This window comes from Streptomyces purpureus (assembly GCF_014648195.1).
Taxonomy (GTDB): Bacteria; Actinomycetota; Actinomycetes; order Streptomycetales; family Streptomycetaceae; genus Streptomyces; species Streptomyces purpureus.
On record NZ_BMQQ01000038.1, the window covers coordinates 22,662 to 49,494 of the forward strand.

The 26,833-nt window shown below is 72.5% G+C and carries 25 protein-coding genes and 1 pseudogene; 11 read left to right on the forward strand and 15 right to left on the reverse strand.

Annotated features, from left to right (window positions below):
• Nucleotides 1–117: 117 nt before the first annotated feature.
• Complete coding sequence (locus IEZ01_RS31095; RefSeq protein WP_019888826.1) at nt 118–1,011, reverse strand: LysR family transcriptional regulator; 894 nt, start codon at nt 1,009–1,011, stop codon at nt 118–120.
• 81 nt (nt 1,012–1,092) lie between these two features.
• Here IEZ01_RS31095 and IEZ01_RS31100 point away from each other — a divergent pair, with 81 nt between their 5' ends.
• Entirely contained in the window at nt 1,093–1,761 is a 669-nt protein-coding gene (locus IEZ01_RS31100; RefSeq protein ID WP_028797856.1) for an MOSC domain-containing protein, read from the forward strand.
• Nucleotides 1,762–1,826: 65 nt separating this feature from the next.
• Nucleotides 1,827–2,600: an SDR family NAD(P)-dependent oxidoreductase gene (locus IEZ01_RS31105; protein WP_028797855.1), complete on the forward strand. Its 774-nt coding sequence runs from the start codon at nt 1,827–1,829 to the stop codon at nt 2,598–2,600.
• Between the two features lie 26 nt (nt 2,601–2,626).
• Here the strand turns inward: IEZ01_RS31105 and IEZ01_RS31110 are convergent, their stop codons facing one another.
• The gene (locus IEZ01_RS31110; protein ID WP_019888822.1) at nt 2,627–4,462 is read right to left on the reverse strand and encodes a DUF2264 domain-containing protein; all 1,836 of its coding nucleotides are present in this window, start codon (nt 4,460–4,462) and stop codon (nt 2,627–2,629) included.
• Between the two features lie 176 nt (nt 4,463–4,638).
• Here IEZ01_RS31110 and IEZ01_RS31115 point away from each other — a divergent pair, with 176 nt between their 5' ends.
• The 5 genes and pseudogenes from IEZ01_RS31115 to IEZ01_RS31135 all read left to right on the forward strand — a co-directional run bounded on the left by IEZ01_RS31115 (nt 4,639) and on the right by IEZ01_RS31135 (nt 10,017).
• Complete coding sequence (locus tag IEZ01_RS31115; RefSeq protein ID WP_019888821.1) at nt 4,639–5,763, forward strand: LacI family DNA-binding transcriptional regulator; 1,125 nt, start codon at nt 4,639–4,641, stop codon at nt 5,761–5,763.
• 182 nt (nt 5,764–5,945) lie between these two features.
• Nucleotides 5,946–7,231, forward strand: a pseudogene (locus IEZ01_RS31120) (ABC transporter substrate-binding protein).
• Nucleotides 7,232–7,236: 5 nt separating this feature from the next.
• Nucleotides 7,237–8,124: a carbohydrate ABC transporter permease gene (locus tag IEZ01_RS31125; protein WP_189205042.1), complete on the forward strand. Its 888-nt coding sequence runs from the start codon at nt 7,237–7,239 to the stop codon at nt 8,122–8,124.
• On the forward strand, nt 8,121–8,975 hold the full coding sequence (locus IEZ01_RS31130) for a carbohydrate ABC transporter permease (RefSeq protein WP_019888818.1): 855 nt from the start codon (nt 8,121–8,123) through the stop codon (nt 8,973–8,975). The genes IEZ01_RS31125 and IEZ01_RS31130 overlap by 4 nt, the downstream gene beginning before the upstream one ends.
• 19 nt (nt 8,976–8,994) lie before the next feature.
• Nucleotides 8,995–10,017: a hydroxyacid dehydrogenase gene (locus IEZ01_RS31135; protein WP_189205044.1), complete on the forward strand. Its 1,023-nt coding sequence runs from the start codon at nt 8,995–8,997 to the stop codon at nt 10,015–10,017.
• Here the strand turns inward: IEZ01_RS31135 and IEZ01_RS31140 are convergent.
• Nucleotides 9,994–13,317: a hypothetical protein gene (locus IEZ01_RS31140; RefSeq protein WP_189205046.1), complete on the reverse strand. Its 3,324-nt coding sequence runs from the start codon at nt 13,315–13,317 to the stop codon at nt 9,994–9,996. The two genes, IEZ01_RS31135 and IEZ01_RS31140, sit on opposite strands and share 24 nt — an antisense overlap.
• 74 nt (nt 13,318–13,391) lie before the next feature.
• Between IEZ01_RS31140 and IEZ01_RS31145 the strand changes: the two genes are divergently transcribed.
• Nucleotides 13,392–14,090, forward strand: coding sequence for an ester cyclase (locus tag IEZ01_RS31145; protein ID WP_019888815.1), 699 nt, complete (start codon nt 13,392–13,394; stop codon nt 14,088–14,090).
• A 143-nt stretch (nt 14,091–14,233) separates the two neighbouring features.
• On the opposite strand, the gene groL is transcribed toward IEZ01_RS31145, so the two are convergent.
• The 3 genes from groL to IEZ01_RS31160 form a co-directional block, all read right to left on the reverse strand.
• The gene (gene groL / locus IEZ01_RS31150; protein ID WP_019888813.1) at nt 14,234–15,862 is read right to left on the reverse strand and encodes a chaperonin GroEL; all 1,629 of its coding nucleotides are present in this window, start codon (nt 15,860–15,862) and stop codon (nt 14,234–14,236) included.
• A 99-nt stretch (nt 15,863–15,961) separates the two neighbouring features.
• On the reverse strand, nt 15,962–16,270 hold the full coding sequence (gene groES, locus IEZ01_RS31155) for a co-chaperone GroES (protein ID WP_017239619.1): 309 nt from the start codon (nt 16,268–16,270) through the stop codon (nt 15,962–15,964).
• Between the two features lie 218 nt (nt 16,271–16,488).
• Nucleotides 16,489–17,403, reverse strand: coding sequence for a polysaccharide deacetylase family protein (locus IEZ01_RS31160; protein ID WP_019888811.1), 915 nt, complete (start codon nt 17,401–17,403; stop codon nt 16,489–16,491).
• Between the two features lie 139 nt (nt 17,404–17,542).
• Between IEZ01_RS31160 and IEZ01_RS31165 the strand changes: the two genes are divergently transcribed.
• Together IEZ01_RS31165 and IEZ01_RS35775 are read left to right on the forward strand one after the other, a co-directional pair.
• Nucleotides 17,543–18,727, forward strand: a complete 1,185-nt coding sequence (locus tag IEZ01_RS31165) for a THUMP-like domain-containing protein (RefSeq protein ID WP_052185677.1) — start codon at nt 17,543–17,545, stop codon at nt 18,725–18,727.
• A complete protein-coding gene (locus IEZ01_RS35775; RefSeq protein ID WP_267907322.1) occupies nt 18,724–18,858 on the forward strand; it encodes a hypothetical protein in 135 nt (44 codons plus the stop codon). The genes IEZ01_RS31165 and IEZ01_RS35775 overlap by 4 nt, the downstream gene beginning before the upstream one ends.
• Here the strand turns inward: IEZ01_RS35775 and IEZ01_RS31170 are convergent.
• From IEZ01_RS31170 to tsaB, 5 genes are all read right to left on the reverse strand, one after another.
• Entirely contained in the window at nt 18,849–19,715 is an 867-nt protein-coding gene (locus tag IEZ01_RS31170; protein WP_189205050.1) for a polysaccharide deacetylase family protein, read from the reverse strand. The genes IEZ01_RS35775 and IEZ01_RS31170 overlap by 10 nt on opposite strands.
• Before the next feature lie 87 nt (nt 19,716–19,802).
• Nucleotides 19,803–20,048, reverse strand: a complete 246-nt coding sequence (locus IEZ01_RS31175; RefSeq protein WP_040875629.1) for a hypothetical protein — start codon at nt 20,046–20,048, stop codon at nt 19,803–19,805.
• 14 nt (nt 20,049–20,062) lie between these two features.
• Nucleotides 20,063–21,178, reverse strand: coding sequence for a tRNA (adenosine(37)-N6)-threonylcarbamoyltransferase complex transferase subunit TsaD (gene tsaD / locus IEZ01_RS31180; RefSeq protein WP_189205052.1), 1,116 nt, complete (start codon nt 21,176–21,178; stop codon nt 20,063–20,065).
• Entirely contained in the window at nt 21,178–21,669 is a 492-nt protein-coding gene (rimI, locus tag IEZ01_RS31185; RefSeq protein ID WP_019888804.1) for a ribosomal protein S18-alanine N-acetyltransferase, read from the reverse strand. Before rimI ends, tsaD begins: the two co-directional genes overlap by 1 nt.
• Nucleotides 21,666–22,319, reverse strand: a complete 654-nt coding sequence (gene tsaB / locus IEZ01_RS31190; protein WP_189205054.1) for a tRNA (adenosine(37)-N6)-threonylcarbamoyltransferase complex dimerization subunit type 1 TsaB — start codon at nt 22,317–22,319, stop codon at nt 21,666–21,668. The genes rimI and tsaB overlap by 4 nt, the downstream gene beginning before the upstream one ends.
• Nucleotides 22,320–22,421: 102 nt before the next feature.
• Between tsaB and IEZ01_RS31195 the strand changes: the two genes are divergently transcribed.
• Nucleotides 22,422–22,982, forward strand: coding sequence for a hypothetical protein (locus IEZ01_RS31195; protein WP_106959978.1), 561 nt, complete (start codon nt 22,422–22,424; stop codon nt 22,980–22,982).
• 77 nt (nt 22,983–23,059) lie between these two features.
• On the opposite strand, the gene IEZ01_RS31200 is transcribed toward IEZ01_RS31195, so the two are convergent.
• From IEZ01_RS31200 to alr, 4 genes are all read right to left on the reverse strand, one after another.
• Complete coding sequence (locus tag IEZ01_RS31200) at nt 23,060–23,242, reverse strand: hypothetical protein (RefSeq protein ID WP_019888801.1); 183 nt, start codon at nt 23,240–23,242, stop codon at nt 23,060–23,062.
• Between the two features lie 144 nt (nt 23,243–23,386).
• Nucleotides 23,387–23,890 carry a tRNA (adenosine(37)-N6)-threonylcarbamoyltransferase complex ATPase subunit type 1 TsaE gene (tsaE, locus tag IEZ01_RS31205; protein ID WP_019888800.1) on the reverse strand — a complete coding sequence of 168 codons (504 nt, stop codon included), beginning with the start codon at nt 23,888–23,890 and terminating at the stop codon, nt 23,387–23,389.
• Nucleotides 23,859–25,073 carry an alpha/beta fold hydrolase gene (locus tag IEZ01_RS31210; protein WP_019888799.1) on the reverse strand — a complete coding sequence of 405 codons (1,215 nt, stop codon included), beginning with the start codon at nt 25,071–25,073 and terminating at the stop codon, nt 23,859–23,861. The genes tsaE and IEZ01_RS31210 overlap by 32 nt, the downstream gene beginning before the upstream one ends.
• Before the next feature lie 9 nt (nt 25,074–25,082).
• Nucleotides 25,083–26,261, reverse strand: a complete 1,179-nt coding sequence (alr, locus tag IEZ01_RS31215) for an alanine racemase (RefSeq protein ID WP_189205056.1) — start codon at nt 26,259–26,261, stop codon at nt 25,083–25,085.
• Nucleotides 26,262–26,833 lie beyond the last annotated feature (572 nt).

The window sequence follows — 26,833 nt, forward strand, 5'->3', positions numbered from 1 at the left end:
ACGTTTCTGCACAACGCCTGCACAACACCTGGACACGTACGCCTGAACAGCGGCCGGCCCGCCGCGCGTGGGGACGCGTGCGGCGGGCAGGGGCGTGACGTGCGGGAGGGAGGGGACTTACGCGCGCGCGGCCGCGAGGGAGAGCTGGTCGAGGGTGGCCGCGACGGCCGGGACCTGGGCGAGGTCCGGCAGGGTGAGGGCGACGATCTCACGCTCCACCGCCGGCTCCACGGCGACCGTCCGCGCGCCACGGGGGCGTACCGACTCGATGGCCAGTCCGGGCAGTACGGCGACGCCGAGCCCGGCGGAGACGAGTCCGACCACGGCCGGGTAGTCGTCGGTGGCGAAGTCGATGCGGGGGGTGAAGCCCGCGTTCTCGCAGACGTCGACGAGCTGGCGGCGGCAGCGCGGGCAGCCGGCGATCCAGGATTCCCCGGCCAGTTCGGCGATGGCGACGGCGCCCGCCTCTGCCAGGCGGTGGCCTTCGGGGACCAGGCCGACGAGACGGTCGGCGAGCAGGGGGCGGACGACCAGGTCGTCCCACTCGGTGGCGTTGGCGCCGTACCGGAAGGCGAGGGCCACGTCGCAGTCGCCCTCGCGGAGCATCTCGACCGAGCGGGGCGGCTCGGCCTCGACCAGGGAGACGCGGGTGCCGGGGTGGGCGGCGCGCAGGGCGGCGAGGGCGGTGGGTACGAGTGTGGAGCTGCCGCTGGGGAAGGAGACCAGCCGGACCCGGCCGGCCCGCAGGCCCGCGATGGCGGCGACCTCCTCCTCGGCCGCGGTGAGTCCGGCGAGGATGCCCGCGGCGTGGCGTACGAGCGCCTCGCCGGCCTGGGTGAGGCGCATCTCGCGGCCGGTGCGGATCAGCAGGGGGGTGCCGGCGGACGTTTCGAGGGCCTTCATCTGCTGGCTGACGGCGGGCTGGGTGCAGCCCAGCTCGCGCGCGGCGGCGGAGAAGGAGCCGGTGGCGGCGACGGCGCGCAGGACGCGGAGATGACGAGCCTCGATCACCCTCTGAGCATAAGTGAAGCTTGGGCTTCGCAGCCAATGCCCAGAGGAATCTTTGAGCAGGGGTCACTTAGAGTGCCGGTCATGAAGGTACTCAGCGTCAACGTCGGAGAGGCCAGGGCGGCGGAATACACCGATGCGCCCGGTGGGAGGACAGGCATCGACAAGCGGCCGGTCCAGGGGCCGGTGCGGGTGGTGGTCCCGGGGCCTTCTGGGACCGGGGGGAGCGGGATCGTCGGGGACAACGTCTGCGACCTGCGCTTCCACGGCGGTGAGGACCGCGCCGTGACCGCCTTCGCCCGGGAGGACCTCGACGCCTGGGAGCGCGAGCTGGAACGGCCGCTGACCAACGGCGGGTTCGGCGAGAACCTCACCACCACCGGCCTCGATGTGAACGGCGCGCTGATCGGCGAGCGCTGGCGGGTCGGCTCGGGCGTGGTCCTGGAAGTGACCGGCGGACGCATTCCCTGCCGTACGTTCGCGGGTTTCCTCGGCGAGAAGGGCTGGGTGCGGCGGTTCACGCAGGCGGGCCGGCCGGGCGCGCTGCTGCGGGTGATCGAGCCGGGCGAGCTGGCGGCGGGCGACGCGGTCGAGGTGGTCCACCGTCCCGACCACGGCATCACGGTCTCCCTGCTGTACCGGGCCGCGACCACCGAGCGCGCGCTCCTGCCCGGCACTCTGGTGGCGGCCGAGTGGATGGAGTCCGGGTTCCTGGAGATCGCCCGGTCGTACGCGGCCAAGTACGGCTCGTAGCGGCTGAAGGCCGTCCCCTCCCGGGCCGTGCGGGCCCGCGGCCTGGGGGCGTTACCGTGCCGCGTATGACGACTGCACTGATTACAGGAGCGACGGCCGGCATCGGCGCCGCCTTCGCGCGGCGCCTCGCGGCGGACGGACATGACGTGGTGCTGGTGGCCCGCGATGTGAAGCGGCTTCGCGAGCAGGCCACCGAACTGCACGACCGGCACCGCGTGGAGGCGGAGGTCCTGGTCGCCGATCTGTCGGAGGAGGAGGGGATCGCGGCCGTGGAGGCGCGGCTCTCCGACGCCCGCCGGCCGGTGGATCTGCTGGTGAACAACGCCGGGTTCGGCAACAAGGGCCGGTTCCTGGAAGTGTCCATGGCCGACGAGTTGAAGATGCTGAAGGTGCACTGCGAGGCGGTGCTGCGGCTGACGTCCGCGGCGGCGGAGTCGATGCGGGAGCGCGGCCGGGGCGGTGTGGTCAACGTCGCGTCGGTGGCGGCCTTCGTCCCGCGCGGCACGTACGGCGCCTCCAAGTCCTGGGTCGTGCAGTTCACCCAGGGCGCGGCGCGGGACCTTGCGGGCAGCGGGGTGCGGCTGATGGCGCTGTGCCCGGGGTTCGTACGCACGGAGTTCCATCAGCGGGCCGGGATGGGGACGGACAACATCCCCGGCTGGCTGTGGCTCGACGCCGACAAGCTGGTCGGGGTGGCGCTGACCGATCTGGCGCGGGGCAGGACCGTGTCGGTCCCGGACCCGCGGTACAAGGCGCTCATGGGTGTGGTGAAGCTGGCCCCGCGCGGCCTGCTCGGCGGTGTGAGCTCGAAGGCGGGGCGTAAGTACGGGCCGAAGTAGGGGCCGGCGCGGGGAAATTCAGGGGCCTACGGGGCGGGGTCGAGGGCCAGCGCGGTCGTCGTTCCGTCCTGCCAGGTCACCTCGATCGTGCCGCCGTCGATCCGGACCGTGGCGAGGGTGGCGACGGGGGCGGGCTCGGGCTCCGCGGTGAGGGAGGCGAGCGCGACGAAGAGCGCTCGGGGGCCGGTGACCGTGCCGTGCAGGGCGGCGGTGCGTGAGCGGGGGCCCTGGAGGGTGGAGCCGGTGTCCATCTCGACCGTTTCCGTACGCCGGGCGTAGCCGTGGACGGGGTGGAGCTGGGCGGTGGGGCCGCCGGGGGTGGTGGCCCAGCCGGTCTGGCGTACGGGGGTGCCTTCGGGGGCGCCGGTGACGAGATGGGCGCGGACCTCGGCGCGGCCGTGGGCGAGGGTCGCCGACAGGATCTGGATGCCGCGCAGCGGGGTGTGGCGGGAGGCGGCCCAGCCGGGGCCGGTGCCGTGCGGGGTGGCCGGGCCGCGGGTGGTGACCTTGCCGCCGACGACCAGGGCGAAGTGGTTGTCGGCCTGGTCCCCGGGGGCGGTCGGGCCGGTGCGGGTGGAGTAGGCGAAGCGGGCGTAGAGGGGGTCGTCGGTCCGGTCGCGGCCGGGGGCAGGGGCGGCGCCCGCGTTGCTGCCGTGGTTGTGGAGCCGTACGAGTCCGTCGGCGGCGGTGGACTGGATGAGCAGGCCGGGCGCGGCGAGCGGGGTGACGGCGTCGGCGGTCTCGGCGGGGAGGGGCTGTTCGGGGTCGGTCCAGGCCGGGTGGCCGGGCGGCAGCAGGAGGCCGAGGAACCCCTTGGCCGCCCAGTAGGGGGAGGCCGGGCCGGAGTAGCTCTGGATGACGGGGGCGTACGGGCCGTGCCAGCCGAGGGTGAGCAGGCCGCGGTCGTCGGTGGCGCCCCGGTCGAGGAAGTGGCGCAGGGTGCCGGAGGCGAGGCGGCGGGTGGCGCCGGGGGTGAGGGGGGTGTGGCCGGTGAGGGTGCCGAGCCAGGGGGCGGCGGCCGCGGCGAAGCGGTAGGTGAGCGAGCGGCCGTACGGCATCGGGGAGCCCTCGGCGTCGAAGAGCCGGACGTATCCGTCGAGTTGGGCGCCCAACCGGGGGCCGTAGCGGTCGAGGAGATCCTGGTCGCCCGCGAGGTGGGCGTGGAGGACGGGGTAGAAGTGCAGGGCCCAGGCGTTGTAGTGGTCGAAGGCGCGGTTGTCGCCGTCGCTGTACCAGCCGTCTCCGGCGTACCACTGCTCGATCCGGTCGAGGGAGCGTTCGAGCGTACGGGCTGCGCGGTCGGTCTCGATGCCCGCCTCCAGCAGGAAGCCCGCGACCGTGAGGCCGAAGAGCCACCAGTTGTTGTCGACCGGTGAGGGGTCGAGGGCGGGCAGCAGCCAGTCGACGGCCTGTTGGCGGGTGCGGTCGTCGAGGGTGTCCCACAGCCAGGGGCGGGTGAGGCGCAGGCCCAGGGCGACGGAGGCGGACTCGACGACGGCCTGGCGTACGTCGGCCATCAGCGGCCAGGCGTCGGGGGTGCCGGGCGCGCGGCCCTCGCCCGGGCGGGGGCCGGTGCCGGCTGCGAGGCCTTCGGCGTAGCGGGCGAGGTGGCCGTGCGGGTCGTCGCCGGAGGCGCCCGCGACGCGCAGGGCGGCGAGGAGGAACGTACGGGCGTGGCCTTCGAGACCGTCGGAGCGGGGGCCGGACCAGCTGGGGCGGGGGCCTGGGAGGGCGATCAGGCCGTGGCGCGGGGAGGCGTAGGGGCGTACGGCCAGCAGGAGTTGGTCGGCGGCGGCCTCCCAGTGGGCGCGGGTCCAGCCGGTGTACGGACTCAGCACACGGTTCTCGGGTGGCGTGGGCATGATGCTCCCCTGGAGGCGGACTGCTGCGTCGCCGGAATCATGAACACGGTTCTGATCGAGCGTCAATGGATCGGACCGAATGATCGAAGCTCTCATCGTTCGATCAGCTTGGACTAGGGTCTGGCTACCCGGGACGACGCTCGACCGGGCCACCACACTGCGAGGGGGCTTCCGCCGTGCGCGAGAGTGCTGCGATACGTCACGACCGTCTGCTGGCCCTGGTGCGGGAGCGGGGTACGGCCCGGGTCTCGGAGCTGGCCGCGCAGCTCGGTGTCTCGCCGGTGACCGCGCGCCGCGATGTGGAGGCGCTGGCCGGGCGGGGGCTGCTCGACCGGGTGCACGGGCAGGTCTCCTGGCCGGGCCCGCAGGGTGATCCCGGCCGGACGCGGTCCGGCGAGGGGCTGGTGCTCGGGCTGCTGGCGCCGTCCTCCACCTACTACTTCGCCGAGGTGATCAAGGGGGCGCACGAGGCGGCGGCGCGGGTGGGGGCGCGGCTGATCCTGCGCATCTCCGACTACCGGCCGCAGGACGACCGGGCCCGCACCGAGGGCCTGCTGGCGGCGGGGGCCCAGGGGGTGCTGGTCGCGCCGGGGTGGCGAGGGCCTGAGGACAGGGCCGCGTACGGCGACTGGCCGGCCGAACTGGCCGTACCGGCCGTGCTCCTGGAGCGGCGGGCCGCGCCCGGCTCGCCGCTGGACGGGCTCGACCGGGTCGCGTCGGACCACGGGCACGGGGTGCTGCTCGCCGTGCGGCACCTCGTGGGCATGGGGCACCGGACGCCGCTGCTGGTGGCCCGTTCGGACAGCCCGACCGCGCTCGCGGTGCGCGCCGGGTACACCGACGCGCTGGCGGCGCTGGGGCTGGAGGCGCCGGGGCCTGTGGTCGGTTCGGTGCCGGCCGAGCGGGAGCCGGAGCGGTTCGAGGAGGCGGTCCGCACGGTGCAGTCGGCGGTCGCGTCGGGGGCGGTGACGGCGGCGCTCGTGCACAACGACGTGGACGCGATCCGGATGGTGCAGCGCCTGGCCGAGCTGGGCGTGCGGGTGCCGGGGGACCTGGCCGTGATCGCGTACGACGACGAGGTCGCGGCCCTGGCGGACACCCCGCTCACGGCGGTGGCGCCGCCCAAGCACGAGGTGGGGCGGCACGCCACGGAGCTGCTGATCGAGCGGCTGACCGGGGACGGCGAGGGGGACGGGGAGACGCCCCGGCGGCATCTGTCGCTGCTGCCGCGGCTGCGGATCAGGGCTTCGTGCGGGGCGGCCGCGCCGCTCCGAGCCATCGGTGGGGCCGCGCCGCTCTGATCACCCTGCGAGGGCGCGGACCACTCTGATCGATCTGTGCTTTTTTCGATCAATCAATCGTTCGCTCTTGACTTCGGTCATGTCTGGTTCAAGGATCGCGGCCAACCACCCTGCCGCCCTTCGTCAGGAGCCGTGCTGTGAACCGTAGTTGGAGCAGCAGTTGGAGCAGAACGACCCGTGCCGTGGCCGCCACCGCCACCGCTCTCGCCGTACTGACAGCCTGTGGCGGCGGTGAGGACACCTCGGCCAAGGGGGCCGGCGGCAAGCCGGTGACCATCACCTTCTGGGGCTGGGCCAAGGGCTCCAAGGAGGTGGTGGACGCCTTCAACGCCTCGCACACGAACATCCGGGTGACGTTCGAGGAGATACCCTCCGGCAACGCCGGCGGCTACGCCAAGATCTCCAACGCGGTGAAGGCGGGCAACGCACCGGACCTGGTCTCGATCGAGTACCCCTCGCTGCCCGAGTTCGTCAGCGCCGGCTCTCTCCAGGACATCGGCGCCCACTTCACCGAGGACGACCGTAAGAAGCTGCTGCCGCAGGCCGTCGACCTCACCACCCTCGGCGGCAGGACCTGGGCCGTCCCCTTCGACGCCACACCCCAGGTCTTCTACTACCGCAAGGACCTCTTCGCGAGGTACGGCGTCCAGGTCCCCAAGACCTGGGACGAGTTCAGGGCCGCAGCCGAGAAGGTGAAGAAGGCCGACGCCAAGGCCAGGATCGCCACCTTCTTCCCCGACGACCCGACCACCTTCGAGGCGATGGCCTGGCAGGCCGGCGCCCAGTGGTTCAAGGCCGAGGACGACACCTGGAAGGTCGACACCACCGACCCGGCCACCACCAAGGTCACCGCCTACTGGCAGGGCCTCCTCGACGCCGGGCTCGTCCACAACAACGCCTCCTTCAGCCCGGAATGGACCGGCTCGCTGAAGAACGGCGGCACGATCGGCTACCTTGGCGCGTCCTGGGGAGCGGGCGTCCTCAAGGGCACGCTGCCCGAGCAGAGCGGAAAGTGGGCGGCCGCACCGATGCCGAGCTGGGACGGCAAGCCCGCCAGCGGCATGCTCGGCGCTCCACCTTCGCCGTGACGGAGGGCAGCGAGAAGGCCGCCGCCGCGGTCGAGTTCGCGAAGTGGATGGCCACGTCGGAGGAAGGCGTCAAGGCCCGGATCGCCTCCGGCACCTCCAGCGCCTTCCCGGCCGCCACCGCCCTGCGTCCGGTCGCCCAGAAGGTCTTCGACACCGGCTTCTACGGCGGGCAGGACCTCTACGCCCTCTTCGAGCAGGCCGGCACCTCGATCCGTACGGACTGGGCCTGGGGTCCGACCACCGGCACCACCAACACCGCGATCAAGGACCGGTTCGGCAAGGTCAAGGGCGGCGGCACCACCCTCGCGGAGGGGGTGAAGGCCGGCCATGACGCGACCGTGGCCGAACTGACCAAGCGCGGTCTGAAGGTCGAGGGCTGACGGCGATGAAGGCCCGCACCCGCGCCGCCACGGTCCTCCTCGCCCCCTTCTTCACCCTCTTCACCGCGGTGCTGGTGGTGCCGATCGGATACGCGGTCTGGCTCAGCCTCTTCACCGAGAAGCAGTCGGGCCTGGGCTTCGGCGGATCCGAGACCGTCTTCAGCGGCCTCGACAACTACCTGGCCGCGCTGGGTGACCGGGCCTTCCTCGACGGCTTCGGCGTACTGCTCGCCTACTGCCTCCTCTACATCCCGCTGCTGCTCGCCGGAGCCCTCGCCCTCGCGCTGCTCCTCGACTCCGCCCTGGCCCGCGCCCGCCGCTTCTTCCAGCTCGCGCTCTTCCTGCCGCACGCCGTTCCCGGCATCATCGCGGCGCTGATCTGGGTCTATCTCTACACGCCCCAGCTCTCCCCCGTCGTGCGCGCCATGGAGTCCGGCGGCATCGGCTTCGACTTCTTCTCCCCCTCCGGCGCCCTCCCCTCGGTGGTCAACATCGCGCTGTGGGAGTGGCTCGGCTACAACATGGTGATCTTCTACGCGGCGCTCCAGGCCATCGACCGGTCCGTCCTCGAAGCGGCGACCGTGGACGGCGCCGGGTCCTGGCGGATCGCCCTGAGCGTCAAGCTCCCCCTCATCCGCGCCTCGCTCGCGATGGTCGCGCTCTTCACCGTCATCGGCTCGCTGCAGTTGTTCACCGAGCCGCTGATCCTCAACAAGGGCACCGGATCCGCCGTCAGCTCCACCTGGACGCCGAACATGTACGCCTACAGCGCCGCCTTCGACCGCAACGACTACGGACTCGCGGCCGCCGCCTCCGTACTCCTCGCGCTCACCGCCGCCCTGCTGTCCTTCGCGGTCACCCGCGTCACGGGGAGGAGGGCCAAGACCGCATGACGTCCCGCCGCGCCACCCACCGCCTGCTGTCCCGGGCCGCCGTCAACGGAGCGCTGCTCCTCGCCGTCGTCTACATGCTCTTCCCCCTCGTCTGGCTCGTCACCGCCGCCACCAAGGACGCCGGGGGCCTGCTCGCGGGCGACTCCTTCTCCTTCGAGGGCTTCGACCTCGGCGGCAACCTCGCCCGGCTCGCCGCCCACGGCGACGGCGTCTACTTCCGGTGGTATCTCAACAGCCTGCTCTACGCGGGCGGCGGCGCCCTCGCCTGCGCGCTGATCAGCGTCGCCGCGGGCTACGCCTTCGACAAGTACGACTTCCCCGGCAAGGAGAAGCTGTTCGGGATGGTCCTGCTCGGGGTGCTCGTCCCCACCACGGCACTGGCCCTGCCCATGTACCTGCTCGCCAGCGAGGCCGGGATCGTCAACACCTACTGGGCCGTCCTCGTCCCCGTCCTCGTCAACCCCTTCGGGGTCTACCTCGCCCGGGTCTTCAGCGCCGGCTACATCCCCGACGAGGCCCTGGAGGCCGCCCGTATCGACGGCGCCGGCGAGCTGCGCGCCTTCTGGTCCATCGGGCTGCCCATGGTCATGCCGGGCTTCGTGACCGTCTTCCTCTTCCAGTTCACCGCCATCTGGAACAATTTCTTCCTCCCGCTGGTGATGCTGTCGGACCAGAAGCTCTTCCCGCTGAGCCTCGGCCTGTACGCGTGGAACAGCAACGCCCACGCCGAACCCGGCTTCTACCCCCTCGTCGTCACCGGTTCGCTGCTCGCCGTCGTCCCCCTCGTCGTCGCCTTCGTCTCGCTCCAGCGCCACTGGAAGGCCGGTCTCACCGCCGGCAGCGTCAAGTGAGGAGCTGCGGATCTCCACCATGCACCACACGACTGACAACCGGCCCTCCGTGCTGCTCGTCATGGGCCCGGACATCGCCGACCGCCTGTTCACCGACGCCCACCGGGCCCGTCTGGCCACACTGGCCCGTACCGACCCGGGGCTCGTCGCCCACGACCTCGACTCCCCCGCGCTCGCACCCGCCCTCGCCACAGCCGACGCCCTGCTCACCTGCTGGGGCGCGCCGCCGCTGACCGCCGAGGTCCTCGACCGGGCGCCCCGGCTGCGGGCCGTGATCCACGCGGCGGGCTCGGTCAAACACCACATCACCGACGCCTGCTGGCGGCGCGGCCTCACGGTCACCTCGGCGGCGGCCGCCAACGCCCTGCCGGTCGCCGAGTACACGCTCGCCACGATCCTGCTGGCCGGCAAACGGGTCCTGCCCGCCGCCCACCGCTACCGCGAACTGCGCGCCGGCCACGACTGGCGCCGGGAGCTGGACGACGCCGGCAACTACGGCCGTACGGTCGGCATCGTGGGCGCGTCCCGGATCGGCCGCCGCGTCATCGAACTGCTGCGCCCGTTCGACCTGACGGTCCTGCTCCACGACCCGTACGTCACCGCCGCCGAGGCCAAGACGCTCGGCGTCCGCCTCGCCTCCCTCGACACCCTGTGCGCCCGCAGCTCGGTGGTCTCGGTGCACGCCCCCCAGCTGCCGGCGACGTACCGCATGATCGGCCCCCGCCAGCTGGACCTGATGCGCCCGGGCACCACCCTCATCAACACCTCCCGCGGCTCCCTCCTCGACGAACCCGCGCTCCTCCCCCACCTCACCTCGGGCCGCCTCCACGCGGTCCTGGACGTCACGGACCCGGAACTCCCACCGGCCGACTCCCCGCTGTACGACCTGCCGAACGTGCTGCTGACCCCGCATGTGGCGGGGTCGCTGGGGAACGAGCTGCACCGGATGGCGGACTGGGCGCTGGACGAGCTGGAGCGGTTCGGGAGAGGGGAGAGGTTCGCGGATCCGGTACGGGCGTCAGATCTGGCGCGCTCGGCGTAGAGCGGCGACGACCATGGGGACGGTGCCCGGTTCGGCCCGGAACAGCTCCGGCAGGGCGTTGCCCCACCAGCCCGCCATCAGGGCCCGGCCCAGGAACACGCGCGCGGCGGCGGGCGGGGCGTGGAACGCCACGGCCGCGAAGGCGCGCCCGGCGGCGTCCTCGTCGCCGGCGAGGATCAGGGACAGCGCCACGCGTTCGGCCTCCTCGAACCGGCCCGCGGCAGCTTGCTCGCCGGCCAGCCAGACCAGCCGGTCCGCCACTTCGTGGACGCCGGAACACCCGACGACGACCTTCCTCGCCTCCTCCCAGTCGCCGACCGCCGTGAAGGCCGCCGCGACGGTCTGGACCTCGTCAGCCGCGCACGGCGCCGCACGGAGCCGGTCGAGAGCGTCGATGACGACCGGAGCGTCGACGCCGTACGCCCCGGCCTCGACCAGCGCCGGAACCAGCTCCCCGGCCACACGCCGGTCGGTGCGCAGCAGCTCACCGGCCTCGTCCAAGGCCTCACCGAGCACCTCGTCCGCCTCCTCGTCCCGGCCATCGGCCCGCAGGGCCAGGACGACGGCCGCCAGTCCCGCGATGCGCCCGTGAACATGGGCGCAAGCGCGGACCAGACGCCTTGCCCGTGCGTACTCCCCTGCCTCGACGAGAAGTTCGGCCACACCGGTGCGCACGCTCACCTCGTGCTCGGGTGTGGTGGCCTGCCCGACCAGCGCTTCGGCACGGCCCGGCTCCCCCGCCCGTACGAATCCCTTCGCCAGAGCCAGCGCCGCGCTCGGCCAGGGGTCCCGCCCAGCGCAGAGATCCAGCAGCCCGGCGGCGCGTTCGACCTGCCCCGCGGCGGTCAGCACCCGGATCCAGCAGTGCGCGTCCCAGCGCGAGACCGACCATGTAAGGCGCTGCTCCGGTGGGACGTAAGTAGCCTCCATCAGCGCCAGTGCGTCCGCCGTGTGCCCGGTGTCGGCCAGCGACTCGGCCACCGGATCCACATCGTCCACGCCGACCGGCGACAGCTCGGACCGGGCCACGTACTCGGCGTGCGTCAGCACCTCGTGCGCACGGCTCTCCTGCCCCGCCTCTCCCAGAGTGCGGCCGACCATGATGAGCGTGTGGATCCTGACGTCGATGTCGTCGATCAAGTCCGCGAGACCGAAGGCGGTGTCGAAGTCGCCGGCTTGCGCCTGCCCCTCGGCCTCATACGCCTGGGCGGCCTCTTCGGCCGGAGTTCCTGCCAGCGAGGCGGCCAGGGCTTCGCCCCGCTCCCGCTCGCCCGACGCGACCAGCAGTCCGGCGAGCGCTGCCAGCGCGTACTCCTGGGCGTCCCCGACACAGATTTCCCCTTGGATCAGCCGTACCGCCCGGTCCGGGTCGCCTCCCCGAGCGATGCTCAGGGCGATGACCTCCCACGCCTTGTCCCTCAGATGCCGCTTGGTGATGAGCGGGACGAGCAGCGCGGCCCGGTCCGGTTCGCCCGCCTCGGCCAGGGCCGTCGCCGCCTCCACCGGATCGGTGGTCTCCACGGCGGCCGCCTGCGCCTCGTCGAACAATTCCCGGGCCTGCGCGGGCGACTCCGGGCGCAGCAGCTCGGCGACCCCCGCCAGGACCACCGCCCGCAGCTCGGGTTCGACGTCACGCGCCAGCTTCACCGCCTCGTCCCGGTGCCCCCCACGCACCATCGAGCGGGCGATCTCGTACATCACCCGCGCGTGGGCCTCACGGGAGCGCAGCCCGCGGCGCGCCGTCAGCGCCCACCGGTACTGCCCGGCGCGCGCCACGATGGTACCGATCGAGACCAGGCCCTCCTCCCGCAACCCCGGCCCGCCCGCCCTCCGTACCTGCTCCTCCGTCTCCCGGAGCAGCGCGAAGGCCCGGCGGTGCGCGCCCTGCCGGACGAGCTCGTCGGCGACTCCGATCAACGCCAGATGGCGCTCGGACAGGCGGGACAGGCTCCGTGCCAGCGCCTCGGCCCGGGCTGTCCGTCCGAGCGCCGCCCAGGCCACCGGGAGGGCGCCGGGCACAGCTCCGTTGCGGTGCCGGAGTTCCTCCCGCTTCATCGCGAGCCGGAGCAGGAGCCGCAGGTCGGTCGCTCCGCGCGCGATGGCGCGTTCGCCGGTGTCCCGCAGCTCGCCCAGGGCCACCGCGTCCCCGCCCGTCGCCTCCAGCAACCGGTCGTGCCGTACGGCGTCCAGTGCGCACGCCGTCATCCGCTCCAGATCACCGTCCGACCGCAGCAAGGAGAAGTAGCCGCGCAGCAGATACTCCGGTGTGGCCGGGGGCCAGCCGCGCTCGCGCCAGTCCGCCGCCCAGGTGTGCAGCCTGCCCCGGAGGCGGGCGAGCTCCCGCTCGCCGAGCATCTCCCGCGCCTGGACCTGGAGTTCCTCGTGCGCCAGCAGGTAGGCCTCGCCCCGGGTGGCGAAGGTACGTCCGGGGCCGGTGCGCAGTATGTCGCGTACGTGGTACGGCACCGCGTCCGTCAGCTCCGCCAGGTCGTCCGCCGTCAGGCCGCCGCCCGCGGCCGCCAGCAGGGCCAGCAGGTCGTACGCGAGACCACCGGCCCCGAGCAGGCGTTTGAGTTCGCGTTCGGCCTCGGCGCGGATCGCGCGGGCGTGCGGGGACGGCTCCAGGGCCCGGACCGTGTCGGGGGCGCGGAGCGGGTGGTCGTGGGGGACATCGCCGGGCAGGGGAGGGTTCAGCCGGCCGGCCACGATCGTCCGTAACGCGGTGGGGAGCAGGCTCGCGATCGAGTGCGCGTCCGGGCCCGTCGTCACGCCCCGGTCCTCGTCCAGGCCGTCGACCAGCAGGACAAGCCGTTCGCCGCGCCGCGCGCAGGCCTCCGCCGCCTCCCCGTACAGGCGGAGAAGATGGGCCTCGCGGGTGGCGGCGGTGAGCAGTGCCGGGAGGCCCTCGCCGACGATTTCGGCGAGCTGTTCCAGGACGACGTCGACATAGGCGACGACGTCGTTCTGCATGCCCAGGCGCGCCGTGATGAAGAACGGCACCACCCGCACCCCCTTCGGCGGATGCAGGGCGAACCACGCCATCAGGGCCGTCTTGCCCGCCCACGCACCCGCCCGCCACCAGGCGTACGACGGGCCCGAGCCGGCCAGACAGAAGGCGGCGAGCTCGGCCAACTCGCGCTCGCGGCCGATCAGTTCGGGCGGGGCGATACGGCGGACCTGTTCCGCGTACGCCGAGCGGACCGGTGGCGGGGCCAGGGTCAGGTGGTTGTGGTCGCCGGTGACGACGACGCCCGCGTCCCGGCCCACCGCGACCGACCGTCTCCCCCGTGCCTGCTGCATGGCGCCATGATGCCAAGGCCCCGACGGTGGGCGCGGCCTAAAATGGACGTATCCCACCCGGTCCGGGAGGCGTCATGAAATTCGCACAAATAATCGACTGCAAGACGCATCACTTCGACGACCTGAACCAGCTCATGGACAAGTGGGTCGCCCAGACGAAGGGCAAGCGGACCGCCACCCACAGCCTGGTGGCCAAGGACCGCTCCGACGCCTCCCACGTCGTGGAGATCGTCGAATTCCCGTCGTACGAAGAGGCGATGAAGAACTCCCAGCTCCCGGAGACGGACCGTATCTTCCGGGAGATGGTCGCGCTCTGCGACGAGGAGCCGACCTTCACGGACCTCGACGTCGTACGGGACGAGCAGCTGCTCAAGGCCACGGCCGCGCGGTTCTTCGAGCTGGCCGCCGTGCGGGGTGAGCTTCCCCCGCTCGACGAGGTCTTCGCGGAGAACTACCACGACCACGACCCGACCAACCCCCAGGACGTCATCGGGATGGATGCCCTCCGCCACGAGCTCGACATGTGGCGCGGCGGGTTCGACTTCGAGTTCACCATCGAGGACCAGATCGCCGAGGGCGACCGGGTCTGCACGCGCTGGACCTGGAACGGCCTGCACAAGGGCGAGTTCATGGGGGTCGAGTCCACCGGCAAGAAGGTCTCCATGACCGGCGTCGTCATCCACCGCTTCCGCGTGGACGGCAAGATCATCGAGGGCTGGTGGCACTACGACCAGCTCGGGCTCATGGAGCAGCTCGGCGCGGTTGAAGCCTGAACGACAAGCCTGAACGACCTGAACGAGTCCGGCCGGGGCACGGCAGAAGCCCCCGCCCCCTGCGACAGGGGACGAGGGCTCCTCAGGGCCCGGAGACCAGAGCTCAGAGCTCAGAGCTCAGAGCTCAGAAGGCTCGCGGAGCGTCAGTGCGAGTGACCGTGGCCGTGGCCGTGGCCCGCGTCCGCCGGCTCCTCTTCCTTCTTCTCGACGACCAGGGTCTCGGTCGTGAGCAGCAGGGAGGCGATCGACGCGGCGTTCTCCAGCGCGGAGCGCGTGACCTTGACCGGGTCGATGACGCCGGCCTTCACCAGGTCGCCGTACTCGCCGGTCGCGGCGTTGAAGCCGTTGCCCTTCTCCAGCTCCGCCACCTTGGAGGTGATGACGTAGCCCTCGAGGCCGGCGTTCTCGGCGATCCAGCGCAGCGGCTCGACGGCGGCGCGGCGGACGACGGCGACACCGGTGGCCTCGTCGCCCTCCTTGCCGAGGTTGCCCTCGAGCACCTTGACGGCGTGGACCAGGGCGGAGCCACCACCGGAGACGATGCCCTCCTCGACCGCGGCGCGGGTCGCGGAGATGGCGTCCTCCAGACGGTGCTTCTTCTCCTTCAGCTCCACCTCGGTGGCGGCGCCGACCTTGATCACGCACACGCCGCCGGCCAGCTTCGCGAGGCGCTCCTGGAGCTTCTCGCGGTCCCAGTCGGAGTCGGTGGACTCGATCTCGGCCTTGATCTGGTTGACGCGGCCCTGGACATCCGCGGAGTTGCCGCCACCGTCGACGATGGTGGTGTCGTCCTTGGTGACGGTCACGCGACGGGCGGTGCCGAGCACGTCCAGACCGGCCTGGTCGAGCTTGAGGCCGACCTCCTCGGCGATGACGGTGGCGCCGGTGAGGGTGGCCATGTCGCCGAGCATCGCCTTGCGGCGGTCGCCGAAGCCCGGGGCCTTGACGGCCACGGCGTTGAAGGTGCCACGGATCTTGTTGACGACCAGGGTCGACAGGGCCTCGCCCTCGACGTCCTCGGCGATGATCAGCAGCGGCTTGCTGGAGCCGGCCTGGATGACCTTCTCCAGGAGCGGCAGCAGGTCCTGGATCGAGGAGATCTTGCCCTGGTGGATCAGGATGTACGGGTCGTCGAGGACGGCCTCCATACGCTCCTGGTCGGTGACCATGTACGGGGAGAGGTAGCCCTTGTCGAAGGCCATGCCCTCGGTGAAGTCGAGCTCCAGGCCGAAGGTGTTGGACTCCTCGACGGTGATGACACCGTCCTTGCCGACCTTGTCCATCGCCTCGGCGATGAGCTCGCCGACCTGCTGGTCCTGCGCGGAGAGCGCGGCCACGGCGGCGATGTCGGTCTTGTCCTCGATGGGACGGGCGGTCGCCAGGAGCTCGTCGGAGACGGCCTTGACCGCCGCGTCGATGCCCTTCTTCAGGGCGGCCGGGGAAGCACCGGCGGCGACGTTGCGCAGACCCTCGCGGACCAGCGCCTGGGCGAGCACGGTGGCGGTGGTGGTGCCGTCACCCGCGATGTCGTTGGTCTTGGTCGCCACCTCCTTCACCAGCTGGGCGCCGAGGTTCTCGTACGGGTCCTCGATCTCGACCTCACGGGCGATCGTGACACCGTCGTTGGTGATGGTGGGAGCGCCGAACTTCTTGTCGATGACGACGTTGCGGCCCTTGGGGCCGATCGTCACCTTGACCGTGTCGGCAAGCTTGTTGACGCCGCGCTCGAGGGCGCGACGGGCGTCCTCGTCGAACTTCAGAATCTTCGCCATGGGAGCGTTTCAGTCCTCTTCTGATACGAACAGCGCCCCGGGCGCCCGGATATGAGTCAGGGAGCCAGGGGCGCAGTTCAAAGCATCTGCTTCGGTGAATTACTTCTCGACGATCGCGAGCACGTCGCGAGCCGAGAGGACGAGGTACTCCTCGCCGTTGTACTTCACCTCGGTGCCGCCGTACTTGCTGTACAGCACGATGTCGCCGGTCTTGACGTCGAGCGGCAGGCGCTCGCCGTTCTCGAAGCGGCCCGGGCCCACGGCCAGGACGACGCCCTCCTGGGGCTTCTCCTTGGCGGTGTCCGGGATGACCAGGCCAGAGGCGGTGGTCTGCTCGGCGTCGAGCGGCTGGACCACAATGCGGTCCTCGAGCGGCTTGATGGCAACCTTGGAGCTGGTGGTCGTCACGATCCGACCTCCCCCTTCGGAGATCTCACGGGGTTAACTGTCTGAGGTGGCGACCAGGTGGATCCGTCGTCGCGGGTGCCGGACCTGCCCGTCGCTGTGTTGGCACTCTCCAGTGGGGAGTGCCAGAGCCGAGACTATGACTGCGATTAGCACTCGGTCAAGCGGAGTGCCAATTCACCACCCGCGAGCCGTCGCGCAGACCCCGCGGCGGCCGGTTCTCAGACGTAGTCCTCCAGCCTGGCCACGGCGTACCCCTTCGCCGTGACGGTCTTCATCACCTGGCGGATCATGTCCGGCATCGTGCCCTTCCAGTCCTCGCGGCCCCGGAAATGCGTGAGGATGATGTCGCCGGGGTGCAGGTCGCGGTCCCACTCGCGCCATTCCATCCGGTCCGGGAACGCCTCGGCCGCCCACAGCGGCACGGCCTTGATCCCGCAGGACTTGGCGGCGCGCAGGGTGTCCTGGTTGTAGTTGCCGTACGGCGGCCGGAAGAGGGGCGGCCGCGTGCCGTACCGCTTCTCGAGGTTGTCCTGCTGCCCGCAGATCTCCCGTTCCTGCTGCTTGTACGAGAGCGCGGGCATGTAGCGGTGGTTGAGGGTGTGGTTGTGCAGGGCGACCCCTGCGTCCCGCATCTTCTTGAAGTAGCCGTAGTCCTCCTTGACCAGGTAGTCGCTGAGGAAGGCGCTGTAGGGGATCTGCAGCTCGGACATCATCCGCAGCAGGGCGGGGTCCTTCTCCGCGCCGTCGTCGATCGTCAGGAAGACGACCTTCTCCTTGGTCGGCACGGTGGTGAAGACGGGCGGCAGGCCCTCGCCGGCGGTCTCGAAGCCCTTGCGGGTGGTGATGGCCGGCTTGACCGCGGGCGGCGGGGGCGCGGGCAGCGGCATCTTGGCGAGGCCCCACTTCTTGACGGCCCGCGCGCGGGCGGCCTGGGCGCGCCGGGTCCGCTCGACGTACGCGGCCAGGGCGCCGGCCGCGCCGCGCGCCTGCTGGGGCTGGCCGCCGGCGGGCGTCGCGGGCCCGGCCGCGCCGGAGCCGGGGGGCCGCTCGTCGGTGGAGTCGGCGCAGGCCGCGCCGAGCGCGGCGATCAGCGCGGCGGCGAGGGCGACCCGGACCCGCCGCCCCCGACGCATGTGCGCTCTTCGTACGGAGACCTGACACTCTGCGCCATTTTGTCGTACTAGCTGCATGGGGCCGCATCCTGTCAGCGCCGGGCCCCGGAGGAACGCCGACACCGCCGCCGCACGCGCACCATCCCTCGCCTGGCCCACAATGGGCCGCGTGACCGATCTTGCCGCCTTCCACGCCCTGCTCACCCCCGAGGGCCAGACCCTGCTCGCCGCGCTGCGCGACTACGACCCCGCCCAGGAGCTGGCCGTCGCCTCCCGGCTGCGCCGCGAGCACCCGGCCGAGCTGGTCACGGCGGCGATCGGGCAGGCCCGGCTGCGGCAGCGGGCGGTGGCGAAGTTCGGCGCCGAGGACGCGTACCGGATGTACTTCACGCCGAACGGCGTCGAGCAGTCGACCCGGGCGACGGTCGGCACGTACCGCGCCGAGCGCTTCAAGGACCTCGGTGTGCGCAGGGTGGCGGATCTGTGCGGCGGCATCGGCGGCGACGCCCTCGCCCTGGCGCGGGCCGGGATCTCCGTCCTCGCCGTGGACCGGGACCCGCTGACGGCCGAGGTGGCGCGGGCGAACGCCGGGGCGCTGGGCCTCGCCGGGCTGATCGAGGTGCGCTGCGCGGATGTGACGGAGATCGACACCGCGCCGTACGACGCCGTCTTCGTCGACCCGGCGCGACGCGGCGGACGCGGGCGGATCTTCGACCCGGAGGCGTACTCACCCCCGCTCTCCTGGGCGATCGGGGCCGCCCGCACCGCCCCGCACGCCGCCCTCAAGATCGCCCCCGGTGTGCCGCACGAGGCGGTCCCGCAGGACGCCGAGGCGGAGTGGATCTCGGACGGCGGGGACGTGAAGGAGGCGGTGCTGTGGTTCGGCACCCGCCCCGGCGCCCGGCGCGCCACCCTCCTGCCGTCCGGCGCGAGCCTGGTCGGCCGCGGGCTGCCCGATCCTGCCGTACGGGCCGTGGGCCGCCACCTCTACGAGCCGGACGGCGCCGTCATCCGCGCCCACCTGGTCGCCGAGGTGGCCGAGGAGCTCGACGGCGGGCTGATCGACGAGACCATCGCCTACATCACCGCCGACGAGCTGCGCCCGACCCCGTACGCCACCGCGTACGAGATCACCGACGAGCTGCCCTTCAACCTCAAGCGGCTCAAGGCGCTGCTGCGCGAGCGCGAGGTCGGCCATCTCACCGTGAAGAAGCGCGGCTCGGCGGTCGAACCGGAGGAGCTGCGCCGGAAGGTGAAGCCGAAGGGCCCGAACGCCGCCACCGTCTTCCTGACCAGGGTGGCCGGGGCACCGACGATGCTGATCGGACGGCCGGTCCAGCCGTGACACCTCACCCCGAGGGCATGTTCACCAGCTGGCCCCTCGCGCATCTCGTGGAGCTCGCGGCGGCCGGCGCGGACTCGGACGGCGTCCGGGCCGGTGCTCAGTACCGCTCGACGACGGGGCGTCAGACGTAGTCCTCCAGGCGGGCCACGGTGAAGCCCTGCTCCTGTATGCGGCGGAGCATGTTGACGGTCATCTCGGTCATCGTCGTCCCCTTGAGCTCGGACGGGCCGCGGAAGTGGGCCAGGATGATGTCGCCGGGGTGCAGCTTCTTGTCGCCGCGCTGGTACTGCATGTTCGTGATCTGCATGGACTCGCGCCACAGCACGATCGCCTCGACCCCGCACCGGCCGGCGGCGGCGCGGGTGTCCTCGTTCCAGTTGCCGAACGGCGGGCGCATGAGGCGCGGGGTGGTGCCGTACTCCTTCGCCAGCCTGGTCTGCTGCCCGCAGATCTCGCGCTCCTGGGCTGCGGCGCCGAGCGTGCGCAGGTTGGGGTGGGTGAGGGTGTGGTTGGCGACGCCGTTGCCGAGCTGCTGGAGCGGCTTGAAGTAGCCGTAGTCGGTGCGTATCGCAGAGTCGGTGAGGAACATCGTCACCGGGATCTTCAGCTCGCGCATCATCTCGACGAACTTCGGGTCCTTCTCGGCCCCGTCGTCGATGGTGATGAAGACGACCTTGTCCTTGGTCGGTATGTCACTGATCACCGGGACCGGGCCGCCGCCGCCCGTCCTGACCGGCTTGGTCTTCGGCGGGGCGGGCGGTGCGGCGAAGGGCTTGAGGCCCCACTTGCGGTACGCGGCCGCCGTGTCCGGCGCCGTGTCGGGGCCCTTGCCCGGGGCCTTGCCGTCGGCGGCACCGGCCGGCGCGGAGGCCGAGGCCGACGGGGTGGGAGCCGCGCCCACCGGGTCCACCGGGCCCTGGAGCCCGACCGAGCAGCCCGTCATGACCAGGGCGGCGGCGAGCGCCGCCCCCACGTACCGCTTGCGCACCTGTGAAACCCGCCGTCCGAACGCCTGAACCCATCCTGCGGAGAGGAGGACGGTTCATTCGAACGCGTGGTTGCCTGCGGAAGCGGGTCAGTCACCCGTCCCATGGGACTCGAAGCGCCAGCGGTGCACCGGACGCGTGATCAGGTCGGCCGCCGGTTCGGGCAGTTCCGGCAGCTCGGCGTCGAACGGCGCGTCCCACCAGGTGAGGACGAGGACGCGGTCCTGCGGCGCCGAGAAGAGCTCCCGGCGCAGCGGCTCGGCCGCGAGCTCCTGGGCCCGCGCCCACTCCAGGAGTTCGGCGCCGCGGCCCTGCACCGCGCGCGCCTCCCACATCAGTGCGACCGTCGTCACGAGTACAGGTTCTCCTTGCTGATCTCGTGCACGTGGTCGTGATCGTGGCCGTGGCCGTGGCTGTGGTTGCCGGGGACGTGCGGGTCGGTCACCGGCAGCGAGGAGTCCGCGGACAGCTCCAGGTCGGAGGCGGGCCGGTTGCGGGCCACCATCTCCGCGCCGAGCGCCGCCACCATCGCACCGTTGTCGGTGCACAGCCCCGGCCTGGGCACCCGCAGCCGGATGCCGACCCGCTCGCACCGCTCCTGGGCAAGCGCCCGCAGCCGCGAGTTGGCGGCCACGCCGCCGCCGATCATCAGGTGGTCGACGCCCTCGTCCTTGCAGGCACGTACGGCCTTACGCGTGAGCACGTCCACGACCGCCTCCTGGAAGGAGGCGGCGACGTCCCGTACGGGCACCTCCTCGCCGGCCGCCCGCTTGGCCTCGATCCAGCGGGCCACGGCGGTCTTGAGGCCGGAGAAGGAGAAGTCGTAGGCGGGGTCGCGGGGGCCGGTCAGACCGCGCGGGAAGGCGATCGCATCGGGGTCGCCCTCCTTGGCGAGCCGGTCGATGACCGGGCCGCCGGGGAAACCGAGGTTCAGCACCCGTGCGATCTTGTCGAAGGCCTCGCCGGCCGCATCGTCGATCGTCGCGCCCATGGGGCGTACGTCGGCGGTGATGTCGGGCGCGAGCAGCAGCGAGGAGTGCCCGCCGGAGACCAGCAGGGCCATCGTCGGCTCGGGCAGCGGCCCGTGTTCGAGCTGGTCGACGCAGATGTGCGAGGCGAGGTGGTTGACCCCGTAGAGCGGCTTGTTCAGCGCGTACGCGTACGCCTTGGCCGCCGAGACGCCCACGAGCAGCGCGCCCGCGAGCCCGGGACCGGCGGTGACGGCGATGCCGTCGAGGTCCTTCGCGGAGATCCCGGCCTGCTTCAGGGCGCGTTCGATGGTGGGGACCATCGCCTCCAGGTGGGCGCGCGAGGCGATCTCGGGGACCACGCCGCCGAAGCGGGCGTGGGTGTCGACGCTGGAGGCGACGGCGTCCGCGAGCAGGGTCGTGCCGCGCACGATGCCGACACCGGTCTCGTCGCACGAGGTCTCGATGCCGAGGACAAGCGGTTCGTCAGCAGCCATCAGTCAGTCTCTTCTGTTCCTTGAACGGTCAGTCGCATCACGAGCGCGTCGACGTTGCCCGGCTGGTAGTAGCCGCGCCGGAAGCCGATGGGCTCGAAGCCGAAGCGCTCGTACAGCTTCTGCGCCCGGGTGTTGTCCACACGGACCTCCAGGAGCACTTCCTCGCACTCGAAGGCCGTGGCGTACTGCAGCAGGTCGGTCAGGAGCCGGGCGCCGAGTCCCGTGCCCCACTGGTCGCGGGAGGCCGCGATGGTCTGTACGTCGCCGAGCCCGCCGGCCGACGCGAGGCCCGCGTACCCGACTATCCGGCCGTCGCCGTCCTCGGCGACGACATAGCGCCGGGAGGCGGCCGGGCCCCGGGCGTGCGCGAGCTCGGACCAGAACATCCCCGCGGACCAGGCGTCCTCGGGGAAGAGGTCGTGTTCGAGCTCCAGCACCGGTGCGATGTCCCACCAGCGCATCTCGCGCAGCACGGCAGCCGTACGGGTCACGAGGGGGTGACCACCTTGTAGTTCTTCGGCACCTGCGCGTCGGGGCGGCGCAGGTAGAGCGGGAGGGGCTCCAGGAATGATTCTCCGGCCTTCAGCCGCTCGGCGGCGAGCGCGGCGAGAGCCGCGGCCGACTGGTGCTCGGGGGCCCGGGCGTCGGGGAAGACCTCGGGGTAGAGCACGGCTCCCGCGCCGACCGCGGGGACGCCGGCGACCTGCTCGGCGATGTCCGCAGGCCGGTCGACGGCCGGCTCGCCGACCCGGGTGCGGAACCCTTCGTACCGCGCCCAGTAGACCTCCTTGCGGCGCGCGTCCGTCGCGACGACGAACGGCTCCTCGATGCCGGAGGCGTACGCCAGGCCGTCGAGGGTGCACAGGCCGTGCACGGGGACGCCGAGGACCGAGGCGAAGGTGTTGGCGGTCATCAGGCCGACCCGCAGGCCCGTGTACGGGCCGGGGCCGACACCGACGACGACGCCGGTGACCGCGTCGAGCGTGCGTCCGGCCTCGGTGAGGACGCGGTGGACGGCGGGCAGCAGCAGTTCCCCGTGCCGGCGGGCGTCGACCTGACTGGACTGGGCGACGACGGTCTCACCGTCGTGGAGGGCGACGGTGACGGCGGGTGTGGCGGTATCAACGGCGAGCAGGAGCACGCGAACAGCCTACGGCTCCGCGGCCCCAGGCACGCCGCCCCGCCCCTGTCGGCCCCGGCTGCTACCGTCACCACGGGTACAAACGTCTGAGAGGTGGACACCGTGGCAAGGAGCAGCTCGGGATTCGTGGCCGGGCTCACCGCGGCGGCGATCGCGGCGGTCACCTTCCTCGCCTACCAGGCGTCGGCCACCGTGCCGGCGGATCTGTCGGCGAAGCCGATGACCCCGGCGGCCCCGCCCGCCCCGTCGGCCGGCGGACCGCGCAAGCCGGTCAAGGATCCGCTGGCGATCCCCGCGAAGTCGGGCTCCGGCCAGCGTGTGGTCTACGGCCTCGCCGACCGCCGGGTGTGGCTGGTGGACGGCGCCAACCGCGCGACGCGGGCGTTCAGTGTCATGCCGAGCACGGTCAACCCGAAGCCGGGGACGTACGCGGTGACCTCCCGGTCCGGGCTGGTGCGCGGGTCGGACGGCGTGCGGGTCGAGCACGTCGTGCGGTTCACCACCGTCGGCGAGGTGCCGATCGGCTTCAGCGCGGCCGTGGACGGCACGCTGGCCAAGCCGGATCCCAACCGCCGCACCGGCGGCGTGCGGATGAAGCGGGCCGACGGCGACGCGCTGTGGTCGTTCGCGACGATCGGCTCGAAGGTGGTCGTGGTCCCGTAGGACCCCTCCGGTGGTTGAGGTCCCGTAGGACCTCTCCTCAATGGGGTGCGGTCCCCGGACCACTTCCCCCGATCGGGCTACGCGGCGTCGCGCCGCGGCTCATGCTCCTCGGTGACATCGTCGGGCTCGGTCTTCCGTGGCGGTGTCGACACCGCGCTGGCCGCCGCGCAGGACGCCAGCAGATCCGTCATGGACACCGCGGACTCCGGCCGCGGGGACGTGCGCGTGCGCGTTTCACGTTCACGCTCGGATGCCGGCATGGATGCCTCCTGAGGCTCCGGGGGCAGGCGTGGTTAGGTAGACCTAACCCGCTCGTAGGACCATGTCACCACGCTTGGTACGACCGGCGCAACATCTTGCCGACGTCTTGTCGGAACGTACACAGCTCCCCGGGAGCCTCGGAACTACACCAGCGTGAGGTCCTCGGTGGACCAGCGGCTGCCCAGGCCGCGCAGGGTCACCGTGCGCCGGTCGTCGTCGGTGTCGCCCACCACGCGGTGGATCAGCACGTGCAGCCGCTCCTCGGACAGGTCCTCGACCTTGCCGTCGCCCCACTCCACGACCACCACCGACTCGGGCAGCGAGACGTCCAGGTCGAGGTCCTCCATCTCGTCCAGACCCCCGCCGAGGCGGTACGCGTCGACGTGGACGAGGGCCGGGCCGCCGGTCAGGGAGGGGTGGACCCGGGCGATGACGAAGGTCGGCGAGGTGACCGCGCCCCGCACGCCGAGACCTTCGCCGAGGCCGCGGGTGAGGGTCGTCTTCCCGGCGCCGAGCTCGCCGGTGAGCATCACGAGATCGCCCGGGCGGAGCAGTTTCGCGAGACGCCGTCCGGTCTCCTGCATCTGCTCGGGCGAGTCGACGGCGAAGGTGGCCTCAGTGGTGGCCTGGCTCTGCGGTGCTTCCATACGAGCCAACGTTAGTCGCTGCCGGTACGGCCCCGACCCGCACGAGCAGGTCCGCGAGCCGGTCGGTCACCGCCTCCGGGTGCTCCAGCATCACCAGATGGCCGCCGTCGGGGACGATGACCAGCTCGGCGTCGGGCAGCAGATCGGCGATGGCCTCGGTGTGCGAGCTCGGCGTGACCAGGTCGCGGTCGCCGGCCAGGGCGAGCGCGGGCACCTCCTGGAAGATGTCCAGGGCCTCGGCCTTGTCGTGCTCGGTGAAGGCCGGGTAGAACTCCGCGACCACGTCGATCGGGGTCGACTCGATCATCCGCTCGGCGAACCGCGCGATGGCCGGGTCCACGTCCCGGGACGAGAACGAGTACCTCTTGATCAGCCCGGCGAACAGGTCGGCGGTGGCGCGGCGGCCCTTCTCGACCAGCTCCGCCTGCGAGCCGAGGGCCCGCAGCACACCGGGCAGGACGCGGCGTACGGCGTTGACCCCGGCGACCGGCAGACCGTAGTTGACCTCGCCGAGCCGTCCGCAGGAGGTGCCGACGAAGGCGACGCCGACGACCCGGTCCCGGATCAGCTCGGGGTGCTGGTCGGCAAGGGCCATCATCGTCATGCCGCCCATCGAATGGCCGACCAGGACGAGCGGGCCGGTGGGCGCGGCGGCGTCGATGACCGCCTTCAGGTCGAGGCCGAGCGAGTCGATGGAGACCGGCACCCCGGCCGGGCCCTGCTGCGCCACGCCGCGGGCCGAGCGGCCATGGCTGCGCTGGTCCCAGTGGACGGTACGGACCAGGCCGCGCAGGGCGGCGCGCTGGAAGTGCCAGGAGTCCTGGTTGAGGCAGTAGCCGTGGCTGAAGACGACGGTGACGGCGGCGGGCGCCTTGCGCCCGAACAGCCGGCGCCGGCGCGGGCCGGGGACCTCCGCCTCGACCTCGTCGACCTCGTAGTACAGCTCGGTGCCGTCCTCGGCGACGGCCCGGCCGGGCGTGCCCCGCAGGGTGCCGTACGGTCCCGCCGCATCGAGGGCGAGCCGGGCCTTGCGGCGGATCCCCCGGCCGACGGTCATCCGCTCCAGGGCGACGCCCGCGGCGGCCCCGGCGGCGATCACACCTATCGCGGCGCCCGCGAGGCCCGCGCGGCGCCAGTTGTCGGTGGCGGCGGCGACGATCTCCCCCGTACTGGTCTCGCTCACTCCCGCTCCCTACTGGTCCAGGACCTCATTCGCTTCGTCGAGCTCATTCAGGTAAACACGCGGAACCCTCGAACCGATCCTGGTGACGATCTCGTACGCGATGGTGTCGGCGGCCCGCGCCCAGTCCTCGGCCGTCGGCTCGCCCCGGTCCCCCGGCCCGAACAGCAGGGCTTCGGCGCCCGGCGCGGGCGTGTCGCCGCCGAGGTCGACCACGAACTGGTCCATGGCGACACGCCCGGCGACCGTACGGATCTTGTCGCCGACCAGGACGGGGCCGCGCCCGGAGGCGTGCCGGGGGATGCCGTCCGCGTAGCCGACGGGCACCAGACCGAGCGTGGTCTCGCGCTCGGTGACGTAGTGATGCCCGTAACTGACGCCGTGACCCGCGGGAGCGTGCTTCACCAGCGCGACGCTCGCGGCGAGGGTCATGACCGGGCGCAGGCCGAAGTCGGCCGGGGTGCCGATCTCGGGGCTGGGCGAGACGCCGTACATGGCGATACCGGGCCGTACCAGGTCGAAATGGGTCTCGGGGAGGGTGAGCGTCGCCGGGGAGTTGGCGAGGTGCCGCACCTCCGGCTCGATGCCCTCCTTCTCCGCGTACGCCAGCATCGTGCGGAAGACCTCGAGCTGCGCGGCGATGGAGGGGTGCCCGGGCTCGTCGGCACAGGCGAGGTGCGACCAGACGCCGGTGACCTGGACGAGGCCGTCCTGCTGCGCCTTCAGCGCCTCGCCGACGAGCTCGGCCCAGTCGGCGGGCTGACAGCCGTTGCGGCCGAGGCCGGTGTCGGCCTTGAGCTGGATCCGGGCGCGCCTGCCGACGGCGCGGGCGGCCTCGGTGACTTCGCTCAGCGCCCACAGGCCGCTGACGGTCATGTCGAGGTCGGCCTCGATCCCGGCGCCCCAGGGATCGCCGGGGGTCCACAGCCAGCACAGAATCCGCACGTCCCGCAGCCCGGCGGCCCGCAGGGCGAGCGCCTCGTGCGGCGTTGCCGTCCCGAGCCAGGTCGCCCCCGCCTGCAGCGCGGCCCGGGCACACCGAACGGCCCCGTGCCCGTACGCGTCCGCCTTGACGACGGCCATCACCTGGGTGCGTGGCGCGACCCGGGCGCGCAGCGTGCGAACGTTGGCACGCAGCGCCCCGAGGTCGATCTCGGCGCGGGCTCGCGGGGGCGGCGGTGTCTCAGTCATCGCGCCCAGTGTCTCAGGTGGCCGGTTCGGCCGGGGCGAGGGCCGGGGCGGGGGGTGTTGGGGTGGAGCGGGGTGGGGCGGGGCCGCGGCCGTTCCCCGCCGGGGCGGGGCGTGCGACCGGGCCCGGGGTGGGGCTGTCCGGCCGACGCGGGCCGGGACCGTGTGGCTGAGCCGGGCCGGGGCCGGGGGCTATCCCGCCAGGCCCGGGGCATCGGGGCGTCCGGCCAGCAGGGCCGAGGTCGCTCCGCCGGGCTCGGCCGGGGCCGCCCAGCCGGGGCCCAAGGCCGTGCAGGCGCGACTACGGCGGGGCCTCCGGTCAAGGCCGCGGCCGGGCCTGGCCGTGCGGCCGCGCCGGCCTGCCGGGGGGCGAGGCCGTGCGGGCGCGACTACGGCGGGGCCTCCGGTCAAGGCCGCGGCCGGGCCTGGCGGTGCGGCCGCGCCGGCCTGCCGGGGGGCGAGGCCGTGCGGGCGCAACCGAGGCGTGACCGCCGGCAGGAGCCAGCGCCGCGGCCAAGCCCCCAGCGTGCGGCCCGTGCGACCCGGACCAGAGTGGGGCCGTCCAGCCCGATCGC

Excerpts from the sequence above, each read along its gene's own strand:
- IEZ01_RS31145 (WP_019888815.1), top strand. The coding sequence starts at position 13,392 with ATGAAATTCGCACAAATAATCGACTGCAAGACGCATCACTTCGACGAC.
- IEZ01_RS31140 (WP_189205046.1), bottom strand. The coding sequence starts at position 13,317 with ATGCAGCAGGCACGGGGGAGACGGTCGGTCGCGGTGGGCCGGGACGCG.
- IEZ01_RS31110 (WP_019888822.1), bottom strand. The coding sequence starts at position 4,462 with ATGCCCACGCCACCCGAGAACCGTGTGCTGAGTCCGTACACCGGCTGG.
- IEZ01_RS31160 (WP_019888811.1), bottom strand. The coding sequence starts at position 17,403 with ATGCGTCGGGGGCGGCGGGTCCGGGTCGCCCTCGCCGCCGCGCTGATC.
- tsaE (WP_019888800.1), bottom strand. The coding sequence starts at position 23,890 with ATGGAAGCACCGCAGAGCCAGGCCACCACTGAGGCCACCTTCGCCGTC.
- IEZ01_RS31200 (WP_019888801.1), bottom strand. The coding sequence starts at position 23,242 with ATGCCGGCATCCGAGCGTGAACGTGAAACGCGCACGCGCACGTCCCCG.
- IEZ01_RS31100 (WP_028797856.1), top strand. The coding sequence starts at position 1,093 with ATGAAGGTACTCAGCGTCAACGTCGGAGAGGCCAGGGCGGCGGAATAC.
- alr (WP_189205056.1), bottom strand. The coding sequence starts at position 26,261 with ATGACTGAGACACCGCCGCCCCCGCGAGCCCGCGCCGAGATCGACCTC.
- tsaD (WP_189205052.1), bottom strand. The coding sequence starts at position 21,178 with ATGGCTGCTGACGAACCGCTTGTCCTCGGCATCGAGACCTCGTGCGAC.
- IEZ01_RS31130 (WP_019888818.1), top strand. The coding sequence starts at position 8,121 with ATGACGTCCCGCCGCGCCACCCACCGCCTGCTGTCCCGGGCCGCCGTC.
- IEZ01_RS31105 (WP_028797855.1), top strand. The coding sequence starts at position 1,827 with ATGACGACTGCACTGATTACAGGAGCGACGGCCGGCATCGGCGCCGCC.
- IEZ01_RS31125 (WP_189205042.1), top strand. The coding sequence starts at position 7,237 with ATGAAGGCCCGCACCCGCGCCGCCACGGTCCTCCTCGCCCCCTTCTTC.
- IEZ01_RS31165 (WP_052185677.1), top strand. The coding sequence starts at position 17,543 with ATGGGCCGCGTGACCGATCTTGCCGCCTTCCACGCCCTGCTCACCCCC.
- IEZ01_RS31135 (WP_189205044.1), top strand. The coding sequence starts at position 8,995 with ATGCACCACACGACTGACAACCGGCCCTCCGTGCTGCTCGTCATGGGC.
- groL (WP_019888813.1), bottom strand. The coding sequence starts at position 15,862 with ATGGCGAAGATTCTGAAGTTCGACGAGGACGCCCGTCGCGCCCTCGAG.
- IEZ01_RS31175 (WP_040875629.1), bottom strand. The coding sequence starts at position 20,048 with ATGTGGGAGGCGCGCGCGGTGCAGGGCCGCGGCGCCGAACTCCTGGAG.